The organism is Chryseobacterium sp. c4a (assembly GCF_009900745.1).
In the GTDB taxonomy this organism is placed as follows: Bacteria; Bacteroidota; Bacteroidia; order Flavobacteriales; family Weeksellaceae; genus Chryseobacterium.
Genome location: NZ_WXVU01000011.1, coordinates 52158 through 72977 on the forward strand (window position 1 = coordinate 52158; position 20820 = coordinate 72977).

A 20820-nucleotide genomic window follows, 5' to 3' on the forward strand; every position below is an offset into this window, starting at 1 on the left:
GTTATACATCATTATCACTGAAAAGAGATGAAAATCCTCCGTCATGCTCAATATCTGAGAATAAAGAAGAGAATTTTTCAGGAGCCAATGACTCATCAGGAGAGCTTGATCCTCCAAGAACTGTAATTAAGCTCTTCTTGTCAACGACTTTTAGAGACTTAATATCTATTTTTTTTACTTCTTTCTTTTTCATGATATGTCATTTATTTGTCAATGTCTGAAAATAGAGAAGAAAAAGAACCTTTATCTGTATCATCAAAAAGTGATGTAAAGGCCGCAGGCGCTAAAGAGTCTTCCATTTGCTGAAGTCCTCCATGAAGTGTTGCTAATTTCTTTTGATCAATTACCTTCAATGTACTAAGGTTCATTGTTTTGTTCGCGTTTTTTTTCATAGTAATTAAGATTTTAAAAATGTGTTATATATCATTATCACCGAGAAAAGATGTATTCATTTCTTTTCTTCGTGATCAGCTGATGAACATTAATTAGTTTTCAATATCTGAGAATAAAGAAGAGAAAGAGCCTTTGTCTGTATCATCAAAAAGAGATGTAAAGGCTGAAGGGGCCATAGTATCTTCAATATTGATTGCTCCTCCATGAAGTGTTTTTAATTTGTTTTGATCAATTACCTTTAGCTTATCAAGGTTCATTGTTTTGATGGATTGTTTTTTCATAGTTAAAATTTTTAAAAAGTTTTACATGGTTGATTAGATCTGAAAAAAGAGATAGAATTTCCCGCTCTACCCAAATATTTATGAGTAAAGAGATTTTTTTTCAGATATTAATGACTCTTGAATCTATTATTTCCCAAGAATTGTCATTAATTTTTTCGTGAAGAATTAGTTTTTATTTTTCAATATCTGAGAATAGGGAGGAAAAAGTATCAGTGTTATCATTATCACTTACAAGAGAAGACCATGCAGACTGCTCTAGGGATAATTCTCTACCTCCACCGTGTATTGAATTAAGATTTTCTTTGTTGATTACTTTTAAAGAGTTTAAATCAATCTTTTTAGAATTTTTGTTAGTTTTTTTCATAGTTAATAAGTTTTTATAAAATTATTTCTTTAAACAAAAGCTACTATTCTTTGCTCGTACCCTTAATTTCAAAAATCAATTATTTAACAAATTAAGCAAAAAGTACAAAACATGAATAAACAACCTTTATTTTCTTGAGTATTTCACTCTCATGTGGTTAGTTTGGTAAATATATAAAAAAAATGAATAGAAAATTTTTTTTTATACTTATCTTAGAAAAAAAATTAATTTTTCATGAAAAAGCACTCTCAAACAATGAGAATTAAATATTTGCCAATACTATATATATTTATATTTCAACCTCTTATTGGACAAAACTATGAGCAATTAATTTTAGAAGCTCAAAATAACATTCAAAAAAAAGATTATTGTAAAGCTCTTGCCAGCTATAATTTAGCTTTAAAAACCCCTGAAGGAGTAAGTGAAAAGAATCCTTACACATTTTATTATGCTGCTATAAGTGCCAGCCATTGCAATGACAACAACCAATCTATCCTATGGTTATCAGAAGCTCAGAAAAAAGGATTGGGTAATAAGCCAGGGGAAATAAACCATATCGAAAAAGACAGTGCTTTCGAAAAATTACATGAACTAAAAGAATGGAATGAAATCATTGGGAAAATGAAAGAAAGCATAATTGAAAAACAGGCGATAGAAGATAAACTGAATAAGGAGTGGAATCAATCGATCCAAGAAAACGCTTTAAAGCTAATGGATAAGAAAGGTCTCACTACCGGTTCCGGATATGCATTGTTTTTCACACAGGTAAAAGATTTAAAAGTTCCCTACCTAGTTTTCATCCCTCAAAAATTTGATTTTCAAAAGCCCTCAAAAATGATCGTGTATCTTCATGGCGGTATTGTAAGTACAGACCGATTTAATCATGATCAGTACCAGCTGCAGCAAGAACCTATTTTCTCAATAGCAGACACGCTCAATACAATTGTTGTCTATCCTTTGGGCAAGAAAGATTTCGGCTGGGTTAATCAACAGGAAGCGTTTGATAATATTTTCACAATTATTAATAATGTTAAAAAGAATTTTAAGATTGATGAGAAGAACATATTCTTAGGCGGAATGTCTAATGGTGGTAATGCTACATTTTATTTTGCCACACAAAAACCCAATATATTTAAAGGCTTTTTCGCCATCTCTGCCAACCCGCATGCTTTTCCAAGGAAAATAGAATTTAAAAATTTGGCTCAAGGGAAAAAATTTATAACATTAAACTGTCAGGATGATAGTGTTTATAATTTTAAGGAGGTTGAAAAGGTATATTTAGATAATAAAGGTTTAGCTAAAGACTGGACATTTCGTTCTCTTCCGGAAGGTGAGCATGGCTTTATTTATAACCCCGAAAATGGGAAAGATCTTTTGGGAGAAGTTGTTAAAAGTCTTATAGAATAGAAAAAGACTCCACTTTTTAAAAAGTGGAGTCTTTTTTTTAATATCGATACGTAATCTCTATTGTAAGCTTTAAAAGTTTAATTACATTCAAATGTAAGTATAGAATTTTTGATCTCTTTATTAAAAAACAGTAACTGATATCCATATCCGGAAACTCCATTGAAAAGCCCAGGAATGATGAGTCCTCTATTATTTTTAATAAAAGATAAGCTATTAAATGAATTGAGATGGCTTTCTATTTCGCTTAATAGTTTGGTATCCTTAATATGATCAGAAAAACGAACGAGAAGTTCAGAGTTCCCAAATTTCCCAAAAATCAATGAATCATTTCCTTTGAAACCATTTTTATAGGTAGATTCAACACAGTTTTGCAAATCGGTTTTTAAAATATTTAAAAAGTCTTCCGATTGAAATATATTGGATTCTATTAATTCCAAACGAACCAATCCTATTCCAGGGGCACCATGCGACCATCCAAAAGTAGAATACTTTAGTTCTTCAGAAACAAAACTTCTGTTGTCTGCCCAATTATTATGTTTTGTGCTATATAGGGTATTTTCAAACAATACAGCCTGTTGAATGATATTTTTACATTCAGCATCTTCAAATAATTTAAAGTATCTTAAAAGTGACAAAATGATACCAGAAGACCCATGGGCTACTCCACATAATGGCTGATGATGGAATTCTGAAAGCCAGTGTATCCCTTCCGGGGTTACAACAGCAGAAGAAATCATTTGATTATAGGTAAAATGGATCAACTGATTTACAGCTGAGTCATTCTTTATTTTTTTGAGTTCAATTAAAGCAATTAATAATCCTGCCCTTCCATAAATAACTCCATTATTTTGAGATTTTTCAATATTATTCATTAAATCGGAAGATTCAATACAGCGTAAAGCTTCATTGATGTATTGATCGTCATTATAGATCCTATACATTCTTGATAGAAAATATATTGCCCCGCCCATTCCTGCCATTCCTATATATTCAGAGCTGCATAATTGTTGAACGTTATCTTTATAAAGACGGGATATCGTTTCGCTTATATAAGAGTTTTTGAATATTTTATTTGCTTCGGCTAAGAATAATATGTCTCCAAACATCCCATTAATTAGATCACGATGAGTATATTCCAGATTATACTGATTGGCTTCTTTATAAGATTCCTGAAGAGTAAAGTAAGTACTGCTCTCGCCTACTAAGTTTTTGAAATGATCATATATTAAATTGATATTCTCTGAAACATATCTTTTGGAAAATATCTTCGTAGAATTCTGAGATGTATTCTGAGCAAAACTATATCTGATTAGTAATAACTGCTGCTCTAAATCTCTTTTTGAGATCTTATTGTACAACTTATAGTGAAGAGCATCTAACGGACTTTTTTCAAAAAACTGATCCTGGCTTAATCCACTGGTGTTTTCCAGAGTTGTGGATTTAACATTGCAATAATAATAAGGAATATCATTATTATACAGGTCTGCTACTTCCGAATCTAACAAATTATTAAATCCAAAATAAGGTTCTTCCAATTGTTGCATAAATGAAATTCTATCTTCCTGATCCGTTAATAAAATAGGAGATAAAGATTCATACAATACATGAGAATAGAGGTAGGTATTTCGGAGTAAAAAACGGATAGGATAATCTGCTGAGTCTGTATCAAAAAATGCTATTAATTCATCTTTATTCTCCATTAAGAAGAGATATGATTTTTTAAAACCGGCTAGTATTTCATCAATATAATCATTAGCATTCTCCTGCCCATCAAGTTGAAAATTATTGGGTTTAACCAATATATTTTTTCCTTCAATTGCTGTTATTTCTCCATTTTCAATACTTATAGCTTCTCTTTCTATTGGAGAGTCTTGGGTGATATCCGCATTGAGATTTAACCCACTAAAATCTACCTGCTGATTTCCTACTTTAATCTTTTTAGGCAAAAGTCCTATAGAAAGTACATTATGCTCATTTCTTCGGGTATTAACAATAGGATACAAAAGGGATTCACAGTCTATGAGCACCAAACCTTCTGTGTCATTAACAATTATATTTTCGTAATGAAAATCTGTACCATTAAGGAAGTACAAAAGACAAATTGTATGTCCTATTTCTTCAAATAAATAAGCTTTTTGGGTGTCCTGATTGGAAGACTTAATAAATTCTGTCCATGAATATTTTTTTCTGTATAAAGTCTTAGGTAAATAGATATTGGTACCACAAGAATTATTATAATAGGTAAGAAAATTAGAAAAGCATACTTCAAGAGCTAAGTCTCTGGGTTTAAAAATAATAGGAGACTCATTATTTATTTTCAGTAAGCTGGTGCTTTTATTTTTATTATGATTGTCACCCAATCCGATCCTTATATATTCAATATCAGAATTTTGGACATTGAACATTGCCTTAATTTCGTCGAAATCGTTTATATAGTTAGAAATAATATCATTAAGATTCTCAACAAAATAATTAATATTTTCAAAAACCAATCTAAAAAGCTCCGGATATTCTTCGAGTACATATTTTCTATACTCTACGGATAAAAGTTCTTTTTCAAATTCTAATAATTTTTCTTCGCCGGATTCTTTATTGAGCTCTTCTTCAAAAACTCTATACTCAACTACTAGTGCCCTTTCAGAGATTTCTATGATGGTATCATATAGGGAATTAAAAGATAATGTTATTGCTTTTTCAGATATAAAACCTTCTGCAATTAAAATTTTTTGTTGGGCTGCCTCTAACCAATCTGAAAATAAATTTAAAAACAAGGTCTTTTTATAATTCTTATTTGTAATAAGGGTTCTTTTTTTTACGATGAAAAGTGAATTATATTCCATATAGGTGATAATAAGTGAAAAACTTTTATAAGTTTATCTAAAATTTGAAAAAGCTGCTATGATGTTTTAATTGTAATTTCTGATGACTACCTGGCTACAATAGCAAAGGGCTATTCTCAATAAATTAGAGAATAGCCCTTTGTTAATTATGCCTGATAATTAAAAAGGCCAAGGCCAGCAGCTGCTACCGTCTGGTCTACACTCTCCACTGATCGTATAGAAATGGCCACACTTATTAGATATTGTAATCTCTGCAGATTCTTCGATTGCTGCTACACCTCCTTTCACTTTATTCAACAAATCCTTGTTTAAGTTAGGAAGTTTTGAAAATTTCTCAAATTTTGTTTTCTTGGTTTTCATAAATAAATTTTGGTATTAAACTTTTTTAAATATAATAAATATATCAATTCCTAAATTATTTTTGTTTCATAAAATTTCAAAATTAACGCAACTATCAGAGAAACAGCTATAATAATCACATTAATTCTCCCTTTTTGGGGATTAAAAAACAAAGATTTTAACAAATCAACCACTTTATCCCTATCAAATACCAATAGTAAAATTATCAATATCTGGTAGTAAATCGCAGATGACAATGCGACAATATGAAATACATAGTCCTGAATAATAATATTGACGAGTATCGTTGTTAAAAGTAAACAGCCTAAAACCCTTGTTCTATTAAATAATATCAGCAGCGCTCCTGTCACTTCAAAAAAGCCAATAATAATAGGATATAATTTTGAATAGCCGTAAAAAGCCCACATAAGCTGCTGGCCGGATAACTTGCCGATCACCTGTGTATTTTCAACACTTCCAAATTGAAATGGTTTACTTAGCCCATAGATAAGCATAGAGATAGACACTATAAAAATAGAAGTCCAGTAAATAAAATCTTTTAATGTTGTTTTATTAAGCATTGTTCTGGTTGAATTAGTTTTTTTCTATATAAAGTGATTTTTCAAAAGAAAGTCAAATATAATCGGAAAAACCATTACTTAGATCAAATACTCAAAAATTATCATGTAAGAGCTGGGAATAAAGGCAGCACTTCTTCCGAGAGTTCTTCCATTCTAACGATTGTTGGCTTGCAGTAAATTTGCCAAAAAAAGGTTGCCAAAAGGGTAAAACAATACTTTCGATTCCTAATGCAATATTTTTGTAATTCCAGCAAAGTGAGACCAATACTAGAAACGTCTATTAGCCAAGATATTTTTTAAAATCAATTTCCAAAATTCACGAAATGGGGTACTTCCGTTGCAAAGCTATTCATTGGCAGAAGATTATTTCTATTGCTGTTAAAATCAAAAACAGAATTATTATCAAATGGAACCCGAGGATAATACGTGAAAGAAATCTGGATTCTGTTGAATACCAAAAATGGATTATTAATTAAAACACCCACCCCTATTTTAGTATTTGCATGGGTGCTTAATAGCTTTTGATCAGGCATACCCAGCCAGCCCACAGCCATTGTTAAATAAGGACTGAAATGAAAGTTTTTCCATGTTTTATGGATGAACATTTGAAGCTGATATCTTAAAACCAATTTTTTGGTTCCGATATAATCTGCATTATATACAGGAAACTCATCCGGAGAAGAAAGAGTAATACGATCTTTATAAGAATAATTATGCTGCGGATTTCCTAATGCCACTGTTGGAGAAAAGAAATGTCTTACTTTGGCAAATTTCCAATCCATGAGATTCGTAAAATACGTTCCATCTATACGAAATGATTCTTTGTTTTGATTATCTTCATTAAAAAACCTTCCAAACTGTGCTTTTAAAGTAAAGTATCCCAATCTTGTAAAGCTCCCGTAAGATGCAGAAACTCCCACATAAGGATTCACTTCTTTGTTTCTTGATAAGCCACCTGCAATAAGACTCAGTGAATTTCCGTAAGCAATATCCTCCGGCAAATCATATTGGAAAATATTTTTCTGAACGGAAAAGCGTCTGTTTATAAGCCCAACGGACACCAAAAAGCTGTTGTAGGAGCTAAAATATTTATACTGATCGATCCCTGGGCTGTCCTTATACTGATAGTTCTGAAAACGTCCTATCACGGCAATATTACTGGTCACTTTTTCACCAGAATCTGATGCAACAGGTATTTGATACCCACCCCATAAATCCTGACTGTACACCTTGATCTGAACTTCCGGAAAAGCTGTATCTGTTTCTAAAGGAAGAAGTACATTACGCTTAAAATATTCAAAAGTAAAACCACCCGCCCATTTGGTCAAAGGAGAGAAAAAGTCTCGTCTCACATTGAAATTGATTCTTTCATTTCTTAAAAAATCTCTTTCGCCAAGGATTTGAGCACTGATATAAGATCCAAAAAGATTGTGTGTGGTATAGCTTCCTAAGAGGTAGTCCTGCTTTTCTTTGGAATCATTTCTATAAAGGAAATCAAGGGTATGCCCTAATCCTAAAACATTTTCCTCAGTCACTCCCAAACCGATTTTACTTCCGGAATAACTCACTCTCGGCTTCAGACTCCAGGAATCCAGGACTTTTACTACGACATCGATAGAATCTTTACTGGAAGTATCGTCCGAAACACTGATATTAACCCTATTGACAAAAGGCATGGTTCTCAGCAAACGTTCAGATTCGTAAAGTTTCTGAGCGTTATATTCTTCTCCTTCCTTAAAAAGCAAATAATTATTAACGATGGAAGTTCTGGTGGTGGAGTGAAGATGATCTGTAAACCAATCGTACCACTTCAGTTTTTCTTTCTGGTCTTTTGAATCATATCCAAAAGGGTCAATTGTTTCTATTCTTACATTCCTAATGTATCTTTTATTGTAAGCTTCCTGCGGTAATTTTTCAATTCTGGACTTCACTGAAGTAGAATCTGCTTCTCTACGGAATATGAAACGATGAAGAAATTTGGTGACTTTTCTTTTATCTGAAAATTCTTCTATCTTATAATAAAGCGAGTCTTTCTTCTCTTGTGCATTTAAAAAGAAAAAACCACTTAAAAGGAAAATTAAAGTTACAATCGATCTAGTCATTTGCCGTCAAAATTCAATACAATTATTTCAAGAATCTAAAAATCAAAATACAGTGAAATAAGAAAATATCTTATAAATATACTACTTTTGAATGAAATTTGGTTATATAATACACTAAATACCATCCCTAACAAATCAAAAGCAACCGATATTCTCCTTCATTTTCAACAGGTGCTCGGTGAACACAAGGCAGAACCTGCTGTGTCGGGTGATCTACTGCCAGTCGCCAAAGATGTCCTATTCCCAGATTCGTAGGGGTTGCATCGGGTTTGGGCTGATAATGTAAATCGAAAAAACAATCTTTCAAAAAGGTTTCAAATTCCTCTTCTGGGCCATCATGCAGTTCTTTAAGCTTTTCCCGGATTTCAGGCACCTCTATCTTTTGCATAGCCTGATTATTGGGCAGTATATCACTCGCAGCTCCAAAGTAAGTGCATAAAAAAGTATCGGTTCCAATGGGTGAACGATCCACATGATATGAATATACATCGGTTGAAATGAAATCGAATTCTACATCCCGCTCATAGTTTTTAAGTAGATTAAGAGAAGGTGAAGCACCGAAATCCGTGAGTAATTGTAAATCATTTAAGATAATTTCCCTGGCAACATTTCCCTTTTCTGATAAGTGTAATGCCAAAAGATCCTCAGCAGAAACTTCTGTAATATTCTCCTCAAGGGTAAGCTTGGAAACAATTTCTTCAAAATCTCCTTCTAAATTCCTGTACCAGCACATGGCATTGATATCGCCCTGAAAATGAGTATTTACAAGTTCAGAGAATGTAGAAACCATTCCTATTTGAGAATTGTCAGAAAATATATCATTCATATCTTAGAATAAATGTCTTTGTCATTGTTCTCTGCAAAAATAAGGAATCGCTTTTATTATAACTCTAATCCGCCAGAAACAAAACTGACTTCATCTAACTTAAAAATCCTTCACAAAAAATGTTTAGGTTTCTTGCCCTGTGCCGCGTGTTCTGCAATTTCAGTAATCCGCTTATTTCGGGTTTCCGGTCGTTTGGCAAGAACGATCCATTGGAGCATCATTTTTTTCATCGACTTGCTTAATCCCCAGAAATACTCTTCTGAACCTGTATACTCTTTAAAAGCTTCATTCAGATCTTCCGGAATGATCAGATCTTCTACTGTATCAAGGATTGCCCATGACCCATTTTCCTTAGCCAATCTGATGCATTCATACCCAGCTTCTGCCATTAATTTATCATCAATGAGCCGCTGCACTTTTTCTTTATTGATCCTAGACCATGTACTCTTCGGTTTGCGTTGACTGAATAATTGTTTGAAAGAGTTTTCATTAATGGTTTTTCTCGTGCTGTCAATCCAGCCAAAACAAAGCGCTTCGTCCACCAGTTCACTCCATTCCACTACAGGTAATCCTGATCTTTTGGTATTACAGATAACCCATACTGATGGATGAGATTGGTGAAATTCCGCCAGCCATTTCCGCCACTCTGCTTTTGTATTGATATAAATCTCCTTTCTTTTATGGGTTGCTTCCATCGTCGTTTTGTTTGGAATTAATGTAACATTATTATACACGAAAATACAGAATATCTGATATTTATCCCACATGATTACATGGTCATCCTCTCGCCTTTCATCTCAACAGTTTTTCTCCTTTTCCGTAAAAAATCCTTTATTTAATTTATTCTATTGTAAAAAATTATTAAACCCATATCAATTATGTTTAAATATTTGCTATTTAACATAAAATTATTCTGATTTATTATTAAGTTTGTTCTCGATCTTATCTTATGAAAAATATTGATTTCTTAAAAAGAAACCTCATTCCATTTATCATATTCTGCAGCACACTAAGTAGCTGTACGTCAAAAAATCAGGAAAAAGAAAGTTTCGATTACCCGCTTTTACAGAAAAATGAAGCCCTTCGTCTTGCCGGAAACTACGAACAAGTATTACACCTTAACCGGGAATATCTTCATACAGCTCAAAAAAATGGCTACACGGATGGGATTGCACTTTGCTATATTAATATATCCAACCTGTCTGTTACTGTAGGAAACTATGAAAAAGGGCTGGCATTTTTAAAAAAAGCAGAAGAGTTACTCAAAGATTCTGATAATAAAGCTCTAAAAGCAAGACTTTTTCAGGAATATGGTCAGATGAGTAAAGTAACCAAGCTGTACAACACTGCACTTGGGTATAATGCAAAAGCCCTTTATTATACTCACCAATGCTCTTTGACAGATAAAAAGAAATACAACCTGCAAAAGGTTTTTGCAAACAGAGCCGAATTTCTTTATGATATCAAACAAAATGACTCTGCTCTGATCTATTTCCATAAAGCCATGCAAATTGACAATACAGACCTCATCAACAGTCTAATTGCAAAGCATCAGCTATACTATACAAAACGAATAGACTCAGCAGAATTTTATATTGAAAGGGCTCTTGCTATCGCTGAACAGAAAAAAGGAATATTGGAATCACAGAAAGGACAGGTGTATCGAGTTGCTGGTGATTATTATAAGATCAAAGAGAAAGATTCTCTATCCCTACAATATTATCAGAAAGGATTAGCTATTTTCATTCAGACTCATAGGATCTATAATATTCCCTATATATATGAAGCAATGGCAGAAACCTATGGCAATCTGGGAGATAAAGAGAAACAAACTGAATTCAAAAATAAATTCATCCATGCAAAAGAGCAGTTGGCCAACATTCAGAATAATACTGTAAATCTGCTTATTGACAAATTATTGACTGAAAAAGAAGCTTCTGCACAGACTTTTAAGTTCAATACCCTTATGTTTTCCGGATTACTATTACTTGTGATCGTCTTTGCCGGAATCCTGGTTTACAAAAGATTGAAACATACGAAAAGGCGAATCATCAATGAAACTGCTAACTTAAAAGATAGTATCATACGATTGCAGAGTGAAAGTGAAAGCCTGAACAGCATAATGACTAAAAATAATAATGATCTGATCCTACTTGCTGAAAACAATGACTCTTCTTTTTTAACCCGATTTCAGGAAATATATCCGGATTTCATTGATGCTTTGCTTACAAGAAATAACGACCTTTCCGCCACAGATTTGTGGCTTTGTGCTATGATCAGGCTTAATTTCAGTTCTAAAGAGATTGCCTCTATAATGTCTATTGAGCACAAATCTGTTCAGCAAAAAAAATATCGATTAAGAAAAAAACTCAGCATTCCCACTGAAGAGGACTTTCTGGTCTTTTTTCAAAAACTGGAGAACGATGAAAACCCTTGATAATAAAATTCTACAATCATCAATATTTGGTTGTAAAATCCACTCCTCTATTCGGATAAAAATACAGCATTACCTAGATCTTTATTAATCTTTATCATGATATGTTTTTTATGCTTTCCCGTAAAAACAAAACGTAAAAAGAAGTGTACATTTGAGCCCTAAAATATAAACGATGGAGAATTTCCAGTTTTGGAGCGGATATTGTTTATAAAGGAACACCAAATTAGACAACATATAGATTTCAATACGATTTAAGAGAGGCAAACGTGTATTATAAAGAAAACAAAAAATATTATTTTAAAATTGATACTGAAAACAGTGAAGGAGTTGAAGTATTTGTGGGACAAAACGCAGGCAATCAACTCAATAAAGACATTCTGAATGCAAAGGCAGAAGTTTTAATCATCTCTCCCTATATTGATGAAGTAAAGCTGGATGATCTTATCATGCTGAAAAACAGAAATATTAATGTGAGATTAGCATTCAGTGATCTTCGCCCAGAACAATATGGTAGTATTTTACGAAAGCTCATTCATCAGAACCGGGTAACAGATGCAAAGAAAAAAGAGAAAAGGGAAAGTTTAAAAAATCTTTTCTTTTTGTCTTCTATTGTACTGTTTTGTTTGGGAATTTTTGCGATCATTTATTTGGGAATCCATCTGGTGGATGATCTTACCAATTCCAATAACGTTGTGGCGCTTTTGGTTGCTATTGCTTCCTTATATGGATTCTTCAGATGCTGGGAAAAGAAAACAGAAGTAGAAAAAATGCAGATCTACACTTATCATTACTCTGAAAATTTAAATTTTAAATTTATCAGGAATAACCGTTATGACAATAAGTTTCTGCATTCAAAGATTTATATTATTGATCGCAAAGTTGCTTATCTTGGATCATTGAATTATACTAAGAGTGGATTCACTACTAATTTTGAATCCCGAATCAGAATTACCCAAAGGGAAAAGGTAAACGAATTGGTTCGCTTTGTACACGATATTTTTGAAGACCATATGAATCTTAAAAAACATGAACTATTCTATCTTGGAAAGCAGGTCTACAGTGAAGAAATGTATTAATTTCTGTCCATAAAGACACAAATACTTCTGTAAAGCCTCTTACCAATACTTCCAGTCATTGATGACATTCTATAAAAAACAATGCCCTCCATAAGAGGGCACTGTTTTTGAAAATGAAATATGGATTAATTTTTAATCAACTTGCCTTGCAACGAGGTTTCTCCCGCTTGTACAATGACAATATAAGTACTCTGCAACCAGTGAGAAATATCTACATTTACCTCTCCTGAAGCTGCTTTTAGTTCCTTATGGAATTTAACATTACCCATGGTATCAAAAACCTTGATCTGTGTCGCCAGTAATTTCTCATTACCGGTATTGTATGACACTTTTACAATCTCCTTCGCAGGATTCGGCATCAATTTCAGTGATGAAGCCGTAGTAAGACTTGGTGTTTTAGCCGCTGAAGCAATAGACTTGCCTTTAATTTCAGGCTCAACAACAAACTTACAATCACCCTGACCCATGAATAAGATCGCATCACTTCCGCCAGGGAAGTTTGAATTTGGATAGAATGCCAACGGATTCGCATTCATATCGTATGTTCCTCCTGCCGGAATCGTAATCATAGATGGAAAATAAGTTCCATATCCGTTAACGCTTGAAATTGTAAGCATTATCGGCTGGCTTCCCGCATTATATAAGGTTCCGTGAACATTATAATGATCGCCATCCCATTTGAATGCTGTGATATTAGCATCAACTTGACATTGAGTTTCTACACCACATTTTTTACCAGGATAATAGTTCAGTGCTCCTGAATAATATTCACAATGAAGTCCAGGTGCATTCTGATCAATTCTTAATTGATAGCTTCCGGATGCATCAACATAGTAGAATGGATAGATAACGTCATTCACTCCACTTTGTAAATTAACTCCAAATCTCTCCCATTGGTGATAATCGAAGTTCCCTTTTGGTCCTAAGACATAACGATCTTTTTCTCTACAGAAATCATAACAGCCTGTAGGGAATACCCACATCAGACTTTCTATGCTCAACGGTACATCTTTCTGGCCAAACACTTTACAACCGCTTGGAGCTGTATAAATTACTCTATATACCCCTCCTTCTTCTACGGTAATTGATTGTCCACTCATTCCGTTACTCCAGTTGTATTCTCCATTAGTCGGCCCTGATGCTGTTAACTTAACTCTATAAGGCTGGCAGCTCACCTGAGTAGCTGTAATGACAGGTGCTGCTGGAGGATTACTCACTGTAACCACAAATTCTTTAGATCCGGCACAATCTGTAGTTCCCGGTATACGAGCTTCCAACCTAAAGGTATAAGTACCTGCAGGTAACCCGCTTGTAGTGTAAATAATCGGGTGAGTAGCAGACCAGCCCGTTGTCACTGGAACGGCATCTCTTAGCCATCTATATTCCAGCGTATTATCACCTACAATACCTCTAAGCGTTATTGAGCCATTAGAACAAACATTTGATTGTCCTGAAATATTCACGTATGGTGGTTTCTTAAATGCTACACCTACTGATTTAACACTCATATCAAAATTCATACATCCATTTGCGGATATCAGTACAGGCCAATAATTTCCTGTTTCTGTAGGAATGTAATTTATTGAATTAGATACTCCAGATGCTACTGAATTACCATTCATCCACATATAACCTGACGGCGCAGTGCCCGACGGAACAAATGAAATTACCGGAGAAGCTCCTTCACATGCTACTACACTTAAAGGAGTAAGCGATCCAGTAAGATTAGCTTCATTGATCGTAATAGAACGAACAGCAGAGTTATATACACATCCTTGCGGTGTTGTCACTTGTAAGCTCACAGACTTTAATCCGGCAGTATTGAATGTAACAGTAGTGCCTGATTGTGAAGTCACGAAAGATGTTCCGTCAAAATTCCAGGTATAAATATTTCCAGGAGTATATGATCCCGCGGAAAGACTCACTCCACTTCCTTTACATGCTGTATTCGGTAGTGTAAAATTCATATCCGGAACTGGTGCTAATGTAACTGTTTTCGTCATTACACATTCAGGATATCCAAGTGTTGGTGCAGACACCCTCATTGTAAAGGTGTAAGTACCCGGTGCCAAATTGTTGTAATTAGCAGTCTGACCAATCTGATCAGGGTATCCAGGCAAACTAAATTTATACACAACAGCATTGGTATTGGCACCAAGATCAAATACTGTAGAAGTATTGTATAAAGTAACATTATATCCATTGCCGTTACAAGTCTGGGCAACATTAAACTTAGGTTCATAATGTTTTTTAACTTCTACACTTGCAGAATACCAACATGTACCATATCTTACTCGAAGGGAAACAATATGTGCTCCTGCTAGATTGGTCTGGAAGGTAGCTGAAGGCAGTCCTTGAGGACTCACCAAAGTAAGCACCCCGTTAGAAACCCATTGGATCTCATCCGGTGAAGTGGTAAAATTCACGTTACTTACAGTAATTGTGTTGCAACCTGTCCATTTCGGAACGAAAGAAAATGGTGGTGGCGATGGACAATTACCTGTAGATGGGCATGAATTTGTTACATGAATTTCCTGTGAATATACAACACAGCCATTTTGATCGGTTGCTCTTACCTGATAAGTACCTGCAACCCCCATTCCTGATAAAGTATATGAGTGGGTATTATTACCGATAGGCGCTCCATCTTTGAACCACTGCCAACCTGTAGTATTCGTAAGTCCTGTAGAGCTATTAGCCGTAAGCGTATAAGGCTGCATAGGATAATCTCCACAAACTTCAAGATTGTATACTGGTGAAATAGTAATAATGGTCTCCGGAAGAATAATGAAACTTGCGCTTGCTTTAGGTTTATAAGCACATCCATTAGTTCCGCTATACGTTACAGTAACTATCTGAGAAACATTACCCCCCGTATTATTCTGAATATATCCGTTATTTGGGAAATCATAAACTCCAGACGGATTGAACCCTGTCGTGTAAGTAGATCCATTCGCAAAAGTAAATGTTACATTTGTTGCAGAGGTAATAATACCCTGGTTAACCGTAAAGTGTAAATTCGAACCTAAACAAATATTTCCAACATTTGTAAAGTTTATTACCGGAAGTTGTAACTTACTTATTGGCATGGTCACTATTTTTTCTTTTCCACATACTACAACTCTTAATTTAAGATTTGTTGTATATATATTATTAGCAACCTCATTGATGTTTACGGTAACATTTTGGGAATCTTTCCCATTGATAAAGCTTCCGAAATTAGGATTTTCAAAGCTCCATTCTATAATATCCGGAACAATATTTCCCAGGTTCGCTTTAAACATCTGAGTACTGCTCGGGCAGAAAGGCCCTGGATTCGGAATGATAGAAATAGTATTAAGATCTATAGGTGTCACTGTTTTAGATACAGCTTTGGATACACAACCTGCCGGGCTTAACAATTTATTAGCAACGGAAACAACATACGAAGAAGCTCCCGGGTTAAATATAATAGTCACAGAATCCCCTGTATTACCTCCTTGAATAGTACCATTCGTAACACTCCATACAGGAACTACTCCTCCTATCATGGTAATGGTTGAGTAAACATAAGGTCTTCCCGGGCATATCACTGATTCTCCCATTATAGTAGGTTTCGGAGGTTTCGGCATAGGTACCACCTTAACGAATATTGCGTTACTCTCACAAGCTCCGCCTTCTTTAATTGCCGTAATCATATAGCTTCCTGCCGTTAAAAAAGGATAATCAAGAGGTATAGTGGTTGCTTGTGGCGAAGTATATACTAAATTACCGTTTAAAGTAATGTTCCAAATAACAGGGACATTGGGAGAAGCGATAAAGGTCTGAGGAGTTCCTATACAGATTTCCTCTTGTCCGCCTGATATTGTTACAGGTGCTTCCACTACAATCGTTTTTTCTGCATACCCTTTACATTTCAATAAAGTATTAGTGTATTCAACAGTCAATGTATACGTACCAGGTACAGTTCCTGTGAAAAGAACTTCATTCCTTTGTTGATTGTACGTCAACATTCCAGATGCAGGGCCTATTACATCCCATTTTTCAATTTTTGTAGTTGGCCATTGTGGGATAGAATACTTATATTGTTTTCCTAAACATACTATTGGCTCACCTTTAATGGATCCTTTTTTCAAAATCACCGGAATCTTAACAGTCGTCCACTCTGGGCAACCACATTCAGACTTATACATTACATAGCCGAAACCATCTTCAGGATCTACATTATCCCATTTTACCTCGATTTCATTTTCGCCGGTAACAGACCATGATCCTCCAATGACTTTCCAATCTCCTTTGCATGCATTCTGAACACTGTATTTTGCAATGCTTCCTTCACATACTACAGACGCACAGTTGATCTGGATAGGAGGAGCCTCCATTACTTCTAATTTTCGATAAGTTGTTTCCGAACACCCACACTTGTTAGTTACCGTTAATGCAACGGTCATTCCGCCTCCTTGAGTATAGGTATGAGAAGGTTCAAAAGCTGTGGACGTTGTTCCATCTCCAAAATCCCAAAAATAGTTGACAATATCCGTCCCGCCATTCGCATGAGAAAAATTCTTAAAATGAACCTCTGTATTTTTACATACTCTGTCTTTGAGATTTACCATTTCAAATGATGCGGAAGGTTTATGTATTTTCTCAATGCAGATGTTTTGGACTTCCATTGTTCCATTAGTAAATGTTACAAGTGCCTGTAAGGAGCCTGATCCAGCAGTTCCCCATACAATGGTAGCCTCAAGATTGGCTCCCCCTGAAGTGCTCTGTACGTTCCCTCCGGTAGATGTCCAGGCAACAAAAGAAATATTCGACCCGTGAGCCGTATATTTTACGGTACTGCCCTCACAGACACGAACACATTTTCCGGAGTCGATATCTGCCGCTGCAAATGAATCGGTACCCGGCCCTTTTTCGCCACGGTATATCTGACATCCCACTTGGGAATCCCAGGTAATATTGGTTAATGATTGTGCTTGCAGCCCCCAAGGTACAAGGAGCCAACATAGTAGAAGCCATCTGAAGATGTGCTGCCTACTAAAGTAAGTAGTGTTTTTCATGGTTATTAAAAATGTATTAATTTTCATTTGGAAATTAATAAAAATTTTAACACTAAAATCATTTATAAGTGAAAAATACAATAATATCAAACATTAAATATCAACAAAACACCATCATTACTGACTAAATCACAATTAATACACCCGAAAAACATTTATAAAAAAGTAAATTTTTATCCTTTTAACGTGATAAAAAGAGAATTTTTTACTACACAAATACTTATTTTAAAGAAAAAAATTAACACAAAACAACAGTCAATTATCTCATTTTTTATTTTTTAATAATATTTTAAACCCAAAATGTTCTTTATTAATATTAATCATAGCATATTTGAATAACAGCCGGAATCACTCCACACAATACCCCGGCTACCCGATTATATTGAATAAGAATTTACTTGTATTATTGTTATTACAAATTCACAACCATGAAAAGAATTTTCACCTACCTCCTGTTTATTCTCTTTTCTCTTCCTTTCCAGGCCCAGAGCAACCAGCCTCAGGCTTTATCCGACACCCTGAGTAGACCCAAAACACCCCAAAAAGATATCGTAGACATCCTTCATCAAATTCTTCATAAAAAAAGCAATGGAGATACCATACGCGCTGAGAAGAAATTCAACTGGTCGATGATCCCAGCTGTCGGATATACTCTACAGACAGGGTTTGCAGGTGTTATAAGTGGTAACATTGGTTTTTATCAGCAAAGATCCAAAGGCCAGAAAATCTCCAACATTTCCACCAGCTATACCTATTCTCAGTACAAACAAACAATCTTCCCTCTATACGCCAATATCTGGACAAAGGGAAACAAAATCAATTTTGTCAGTGATTTTAAATACCTCAATTACCCCTCAGAAGTATATGGACTGGGAGGAAAAAGAATTTCAATAGAAGCAAACTCCAATACAGCTTATACCGTTAACTTTAAATACATAAAACTGCATCAATCCGTCATGTTTAATATTTTAAAAGATTTTTACATAGGGGGAGGAATCTATTATGATCAGTTTTGGAATATCAAAGTCACAGATTCACTGGGAACAAAAATAAGTCATCTTCTCTCCCGGGATTTAAAAACATCCGAGAGAGCATCAGGACTCGCTATAAAAGCTCTATACGACAACAGAATCAATCAAATCAACCCTCAAAACGGAGGATATATAAGCATTACTTACCGTCCCAATTTCACTTTCATGGGAAGCCAGTCCAATTGGTCTTCACTTCAAATAGATGCAAGAAAATATGTTCACTTTCCAGCTAATTCAAAAAACATTCTTGCATTTTGGGGATTTGCCTGGTTGACAACAAGTAAAACAACCCCACCCTACCTTATGCTCCCCAGTACAGGATGGGATGACCAGAACAACACAGGAAGAGGCTACATACAAAGCAGATTTCGTGGAAAAAACATGTACTATTATGAAAATGAATATCGTTTTGGGATTACCAGAAACGGATTGTTAGGAGGAGTCGTTTTTGCAAATGTTCAATCTTTCTCTGCAGACCTTTCCAATGAGTATAAAAAACTTCTCTTTGGATACGGAGTTGGATTACGCATCAAACTCAACAAGCACAGCAACACCAACCTATGTATAGATTACGGTTTTGGCCAGAATAATTCACATGGCTTTTTCGCTAATATTGGAGAAGTATTTTAACTGATGATCACATTAAAAAAAATATCAACAAAGATAAAACATCCGCCTTACCTAAGGATAAAAGCCTCAAACTATCCTTCTTATTAAGTAAAAAAGAACTTATTTTGCGTTAGAAAACAATTAACAGGTACAATGAAAAAATACTTCAAGGAAATAATGATAGTTTTAATAGTACTGCTGTCACGGTTACCTTTTATTTTTAATAGTTTAGGTTCTGATTTGGATGCCTGGAGAGAAGTATATACCGGAAAAATACTCTCTGAAGATCATACTTACAATGCTTCCCGACTCCCCGGTTATCCGTTTCCGGAATTTTCATATTCATTACTCTACAATTCTCCTTATTGGATCATCAATTTAGTGTCAGTTCTGTTTACAGTCGGTTGCTGTTTATATCTTTTTAAGATTTTGAATTTCCTTAAAGTCAATTTATCTTTTCCCATCTCAATAGTATTCTCTTTTGTTCCGGTTATCTATCTCAACAGCACTGTAGCCATGGAATACAATTGGTCTTTATTCTTTTTACTAAGCAGCACTTATTATCTTCTGAATAAAAATCTTTGGGCATCTGCTATTTTATTTGGACTGATGGTCAGCGCAAGATTCAACAACATCATCTTCCTGCCCGCTTTTGTTTTTTTAATTTATGCTTATTCAAAAAAGGACATCAAAAAGGTAATTCAGTTTTCAGCTCTGGCCTTTCTTTTCACTTGCCTGTTCTTCTCCCCTGTTATTTTTAAATACGGAATCAGCTTCCTGCAAAGTTCAGGAGACTCAGCATTTAACCTTTCAAGTTTATTAAGTCTAGCTACACTATACATATATGGAGCTTTAGGAATATCAGCCATTATTCTAGGCTTAGCCATCCAGTTCTTCACTCAAGGATATCAAAAACTAAATAACTTACCCAAAAATAACTTTGCTGTATTCAGCATTCTAATCATCATTTTAAATCTGGTATTTTTTATTAAGTATCCATTGGAAGCCGGATATCTTATTCCATCAATCCCTTTTGTTCTTACACTCCTTCAATATATAGTAAATGAAAAACTCATGAAACCTGTATTATTTGGACTACTCCTTTCTCCTTTTTTAATTCATGTAAACGCAGCAAAAGTCCAGATTAAAGGAACTGTATTTGTCAATGAAAATTATGAAAATCAGCAATTACAATACGCTAAAGATCTCATTCGGGAAATCAATACACACTCTAAAGACAAGCCTACTATTTTTCATTTAGGCAATTATTCCGAGCAAGTCTTACTGATGGGAAACTTTGACAAAAAAAACAATATAAAAATCGTTAAAAATCTTAGCGAGAAGGACCAGGAAGAGATCATCACTCAAAAGAGTTCACTATACTACATCAACACCGGTGACGGAAAGATAGAAAATAGCAAAACCCATATGCTGGATAAATACGGAGTTTTACTTTATAAGGATTTTGAGTTAAAAAAGTAAACACACTGAA

16 protein-coding genes are annotated in these 20820 nt (G+C 34.5%); 5 read left to right on the top strand and 11 right to left on the bottom strand.

The features are described from left to right. Position 1 precedes the first annotated feature (1 nt). The 4 genes from GTR01_RS14710 to GTR01_RS14725 all read right to left on the bottom strand — a co-directional run bounded on the left by GTR01_RS14710 (position 2) and on the right by GTR01_RS14725 (position 1038). On the bottom strand, positions 2-193 hold the full coding sequence (locus tag GTR01_RS14710) for a hypothetical protein (RefSeq protein ID WP_160138568.1): 192 nt from the start codon (positions 191-193) through the stop codon (positions 2-4). 10 nt (positions 194-203) lie between these two features. Then, complete coding sequence (locus tag GTR01_RS14715) at positions 204-392, bottom strand: hypothetical protein (RefSeq protein WP_160138569.1); 189 nt, start codon at positions 390-392, stop codon at positions 204-206. Positions 393-485: 93 nt separating this feature from the next. After that, positions 486-674 carry a hypothetical protein gene (locus GTR01_RS14720; RefSeq protein ID WP_160138570.1) on the bottom strand — a complete coding sequence of 63 codons (189 nt, stop codon included), beginning with the start codon at positions 672-674 and terminating at the stop codon, positions 486-488. 172 nt (positions 675-846) lie between these two features. Beyond that, on the bottom strand, positions 847-1038 hold the full coding sequence (locus tag GTR01_RS14725) for a hypothetical protein (protein WP_160138571.1): 192 nt from the start codon (positions 1036-1038) through the stop codon (positions 847-849). A 234-nt stretch (positions 1039-1272) separates the two neighbouring features. Here GTR01_RS14725 and GTR01_RS14730 point away from each other — a divergent pair, with 234 nt between their 5' ends. Next, positions 1273-2445: a prolyl oligopeptidase family serine peptidase gene (locus GTR01_RS14730; protein ID WP_160138572.1), complete on the top strand. Its 1173-nt coding sequence runs from the start codon at positions 1273-1275 to the stop codon at positions 2443-2445. A 77-nt stretch (positions 2446-2522) separates the two neighbouring features. Here GTR01_RS14730 and lanM read toward each other — a convergent pair whose 3' ends face one another. The 6 genes from lanM to GTR01_RS14760 form a co-directional block, all read right to left on the bottom strand. Beyond that, positions 2523-5285, bottom strand: coding sequence for a type 2 lanthipeptide synthetase LanM (gene lanM, locus GTR01_RS14735; protein WP_160138573.1), 2763 nt, complete (start codon positions 5283-5285; stop codon positions 2523-2525). A 159-nt stretch (positions 5286-5444) separates the two neighbouring features. Further along, positions 5445-5645, bottom strand: coding sequence for a hypothetical protein (locus GTR01_RS14740; RefSeq protein ID WP_160138574.1), 201 nt, complete (start codon positions 5643-5645; stop codon positions 5445-5447). 50 nt (positions 5646-5695) lie between these two features. Next, a complete protein-coding gene (locus tag GTR01_RS14745) occupies positions 5696-6205 on the bottom strand; it encodes a hypothetical protein (RefSeq protein WP_160138575.1) in 510 nt (169 codons plus the stop codon). A 302-nt stretch (positions 6206-6507) separates the two neighbouring features. Continuing rightward, on the bottom strand, positions 6508-8307 hold the full coding sequence (locus GTR01_RS14750) for a POTRA domain-containing protein (protein ID WP_160138576.1): 1800 nt from the start codon (positions 8305-8307) through the stop codon (positions 6508-6510). A 127-nt stretch (positions 8308-8434) separates the two neighbouring features. Beyond that, on the bottom strand, positions 8435-9133 hold the full coding sequence (locus GTR01_RS14755; protein ID WP_160138577.1) for a DUF1826 domain-containing protein: 699 nt from the start codon (positions 9131-9133) through the stop codon (positions 8435-8437). 110 nt (positions 9134-9243) lie between these two features. Continuing rightward, positions 9244-9828 (bottom strand): YdeI/OmpD-associated family protein, encoded by a 585-nt coding sequence (locus GTR01_RS14760; protein WP_160138578.1) that lies wholly within the window; start codon positions 9826-9828, stop codon positions 9244-9246. Positions 9829-10082: 254 nt separating this feature from the next. Here GTR01_RS14760 and GTR01_RS14765 point away from each other — a divergent pair, with 254 nt between their 5' ends. Beyond that, positions 10083-11570, top strand: coding sequence for a hypothetical protein (locus GTR01_RS14765; protein WP_160138579.1), 1488 nt, complete (start codon positions 10083-10085; stop codon positions 11568-11570). A 266-nt stretch (positions 11571-11836) separates the two neighbouring features. After that, on the top strand, positions 11837-12646 hold the full coding sequence (locus tag GTR01_RS14770; protein WP_160138580.1) for a phospholipase D-like domain-containing protein: 810 nt from the start codon (positions 11837-11839) through the stop codon (positions 12644-12646). Between the two features lie 125 nt (positions 12647-12771). Here GTR01_RS14770 and GTR01_RS14775 read toward each other — a convergent pair whose 3' ends face one another. Next, complete coding sequence (locus tag GTR01_RS14775) at positions 12772-17688, bottom strand: PKD domain-containing protein (RefSeq protein ID WP_160138581.1); 4917 nt, start codon at positions 17686-17688, stop codon at positions 12772-12774. 428 nt (positions 17689-18116) lie between these two features. Between GTR01_RS14775 and GTR01_RS14780 the strand changes: the two genes are divergently transcribed. After that, positions 18117-19349, top strand: a complete 1233-nt coding sequence (locus GTR01_RS14780) for a BamA/TamA family outer membrane protein (protein WP_160138582.1) — start codon at positions 18117-18119, stop codon at positions 19347-19349. 156 nt (positions 19350-19505) lie between these two features. After that, on the top strand, positions 19506-20810 hold the full coding sequence (locus GTR01_RS14785) for a hypothetical protein (RefSeq protein WP_160138583.1): 1305 nt from the start codon (positions 19506-19508) through the stop codon (positions 20808-20810). Positions 20811-20820 lie beyond the last annotated feature (10 nt).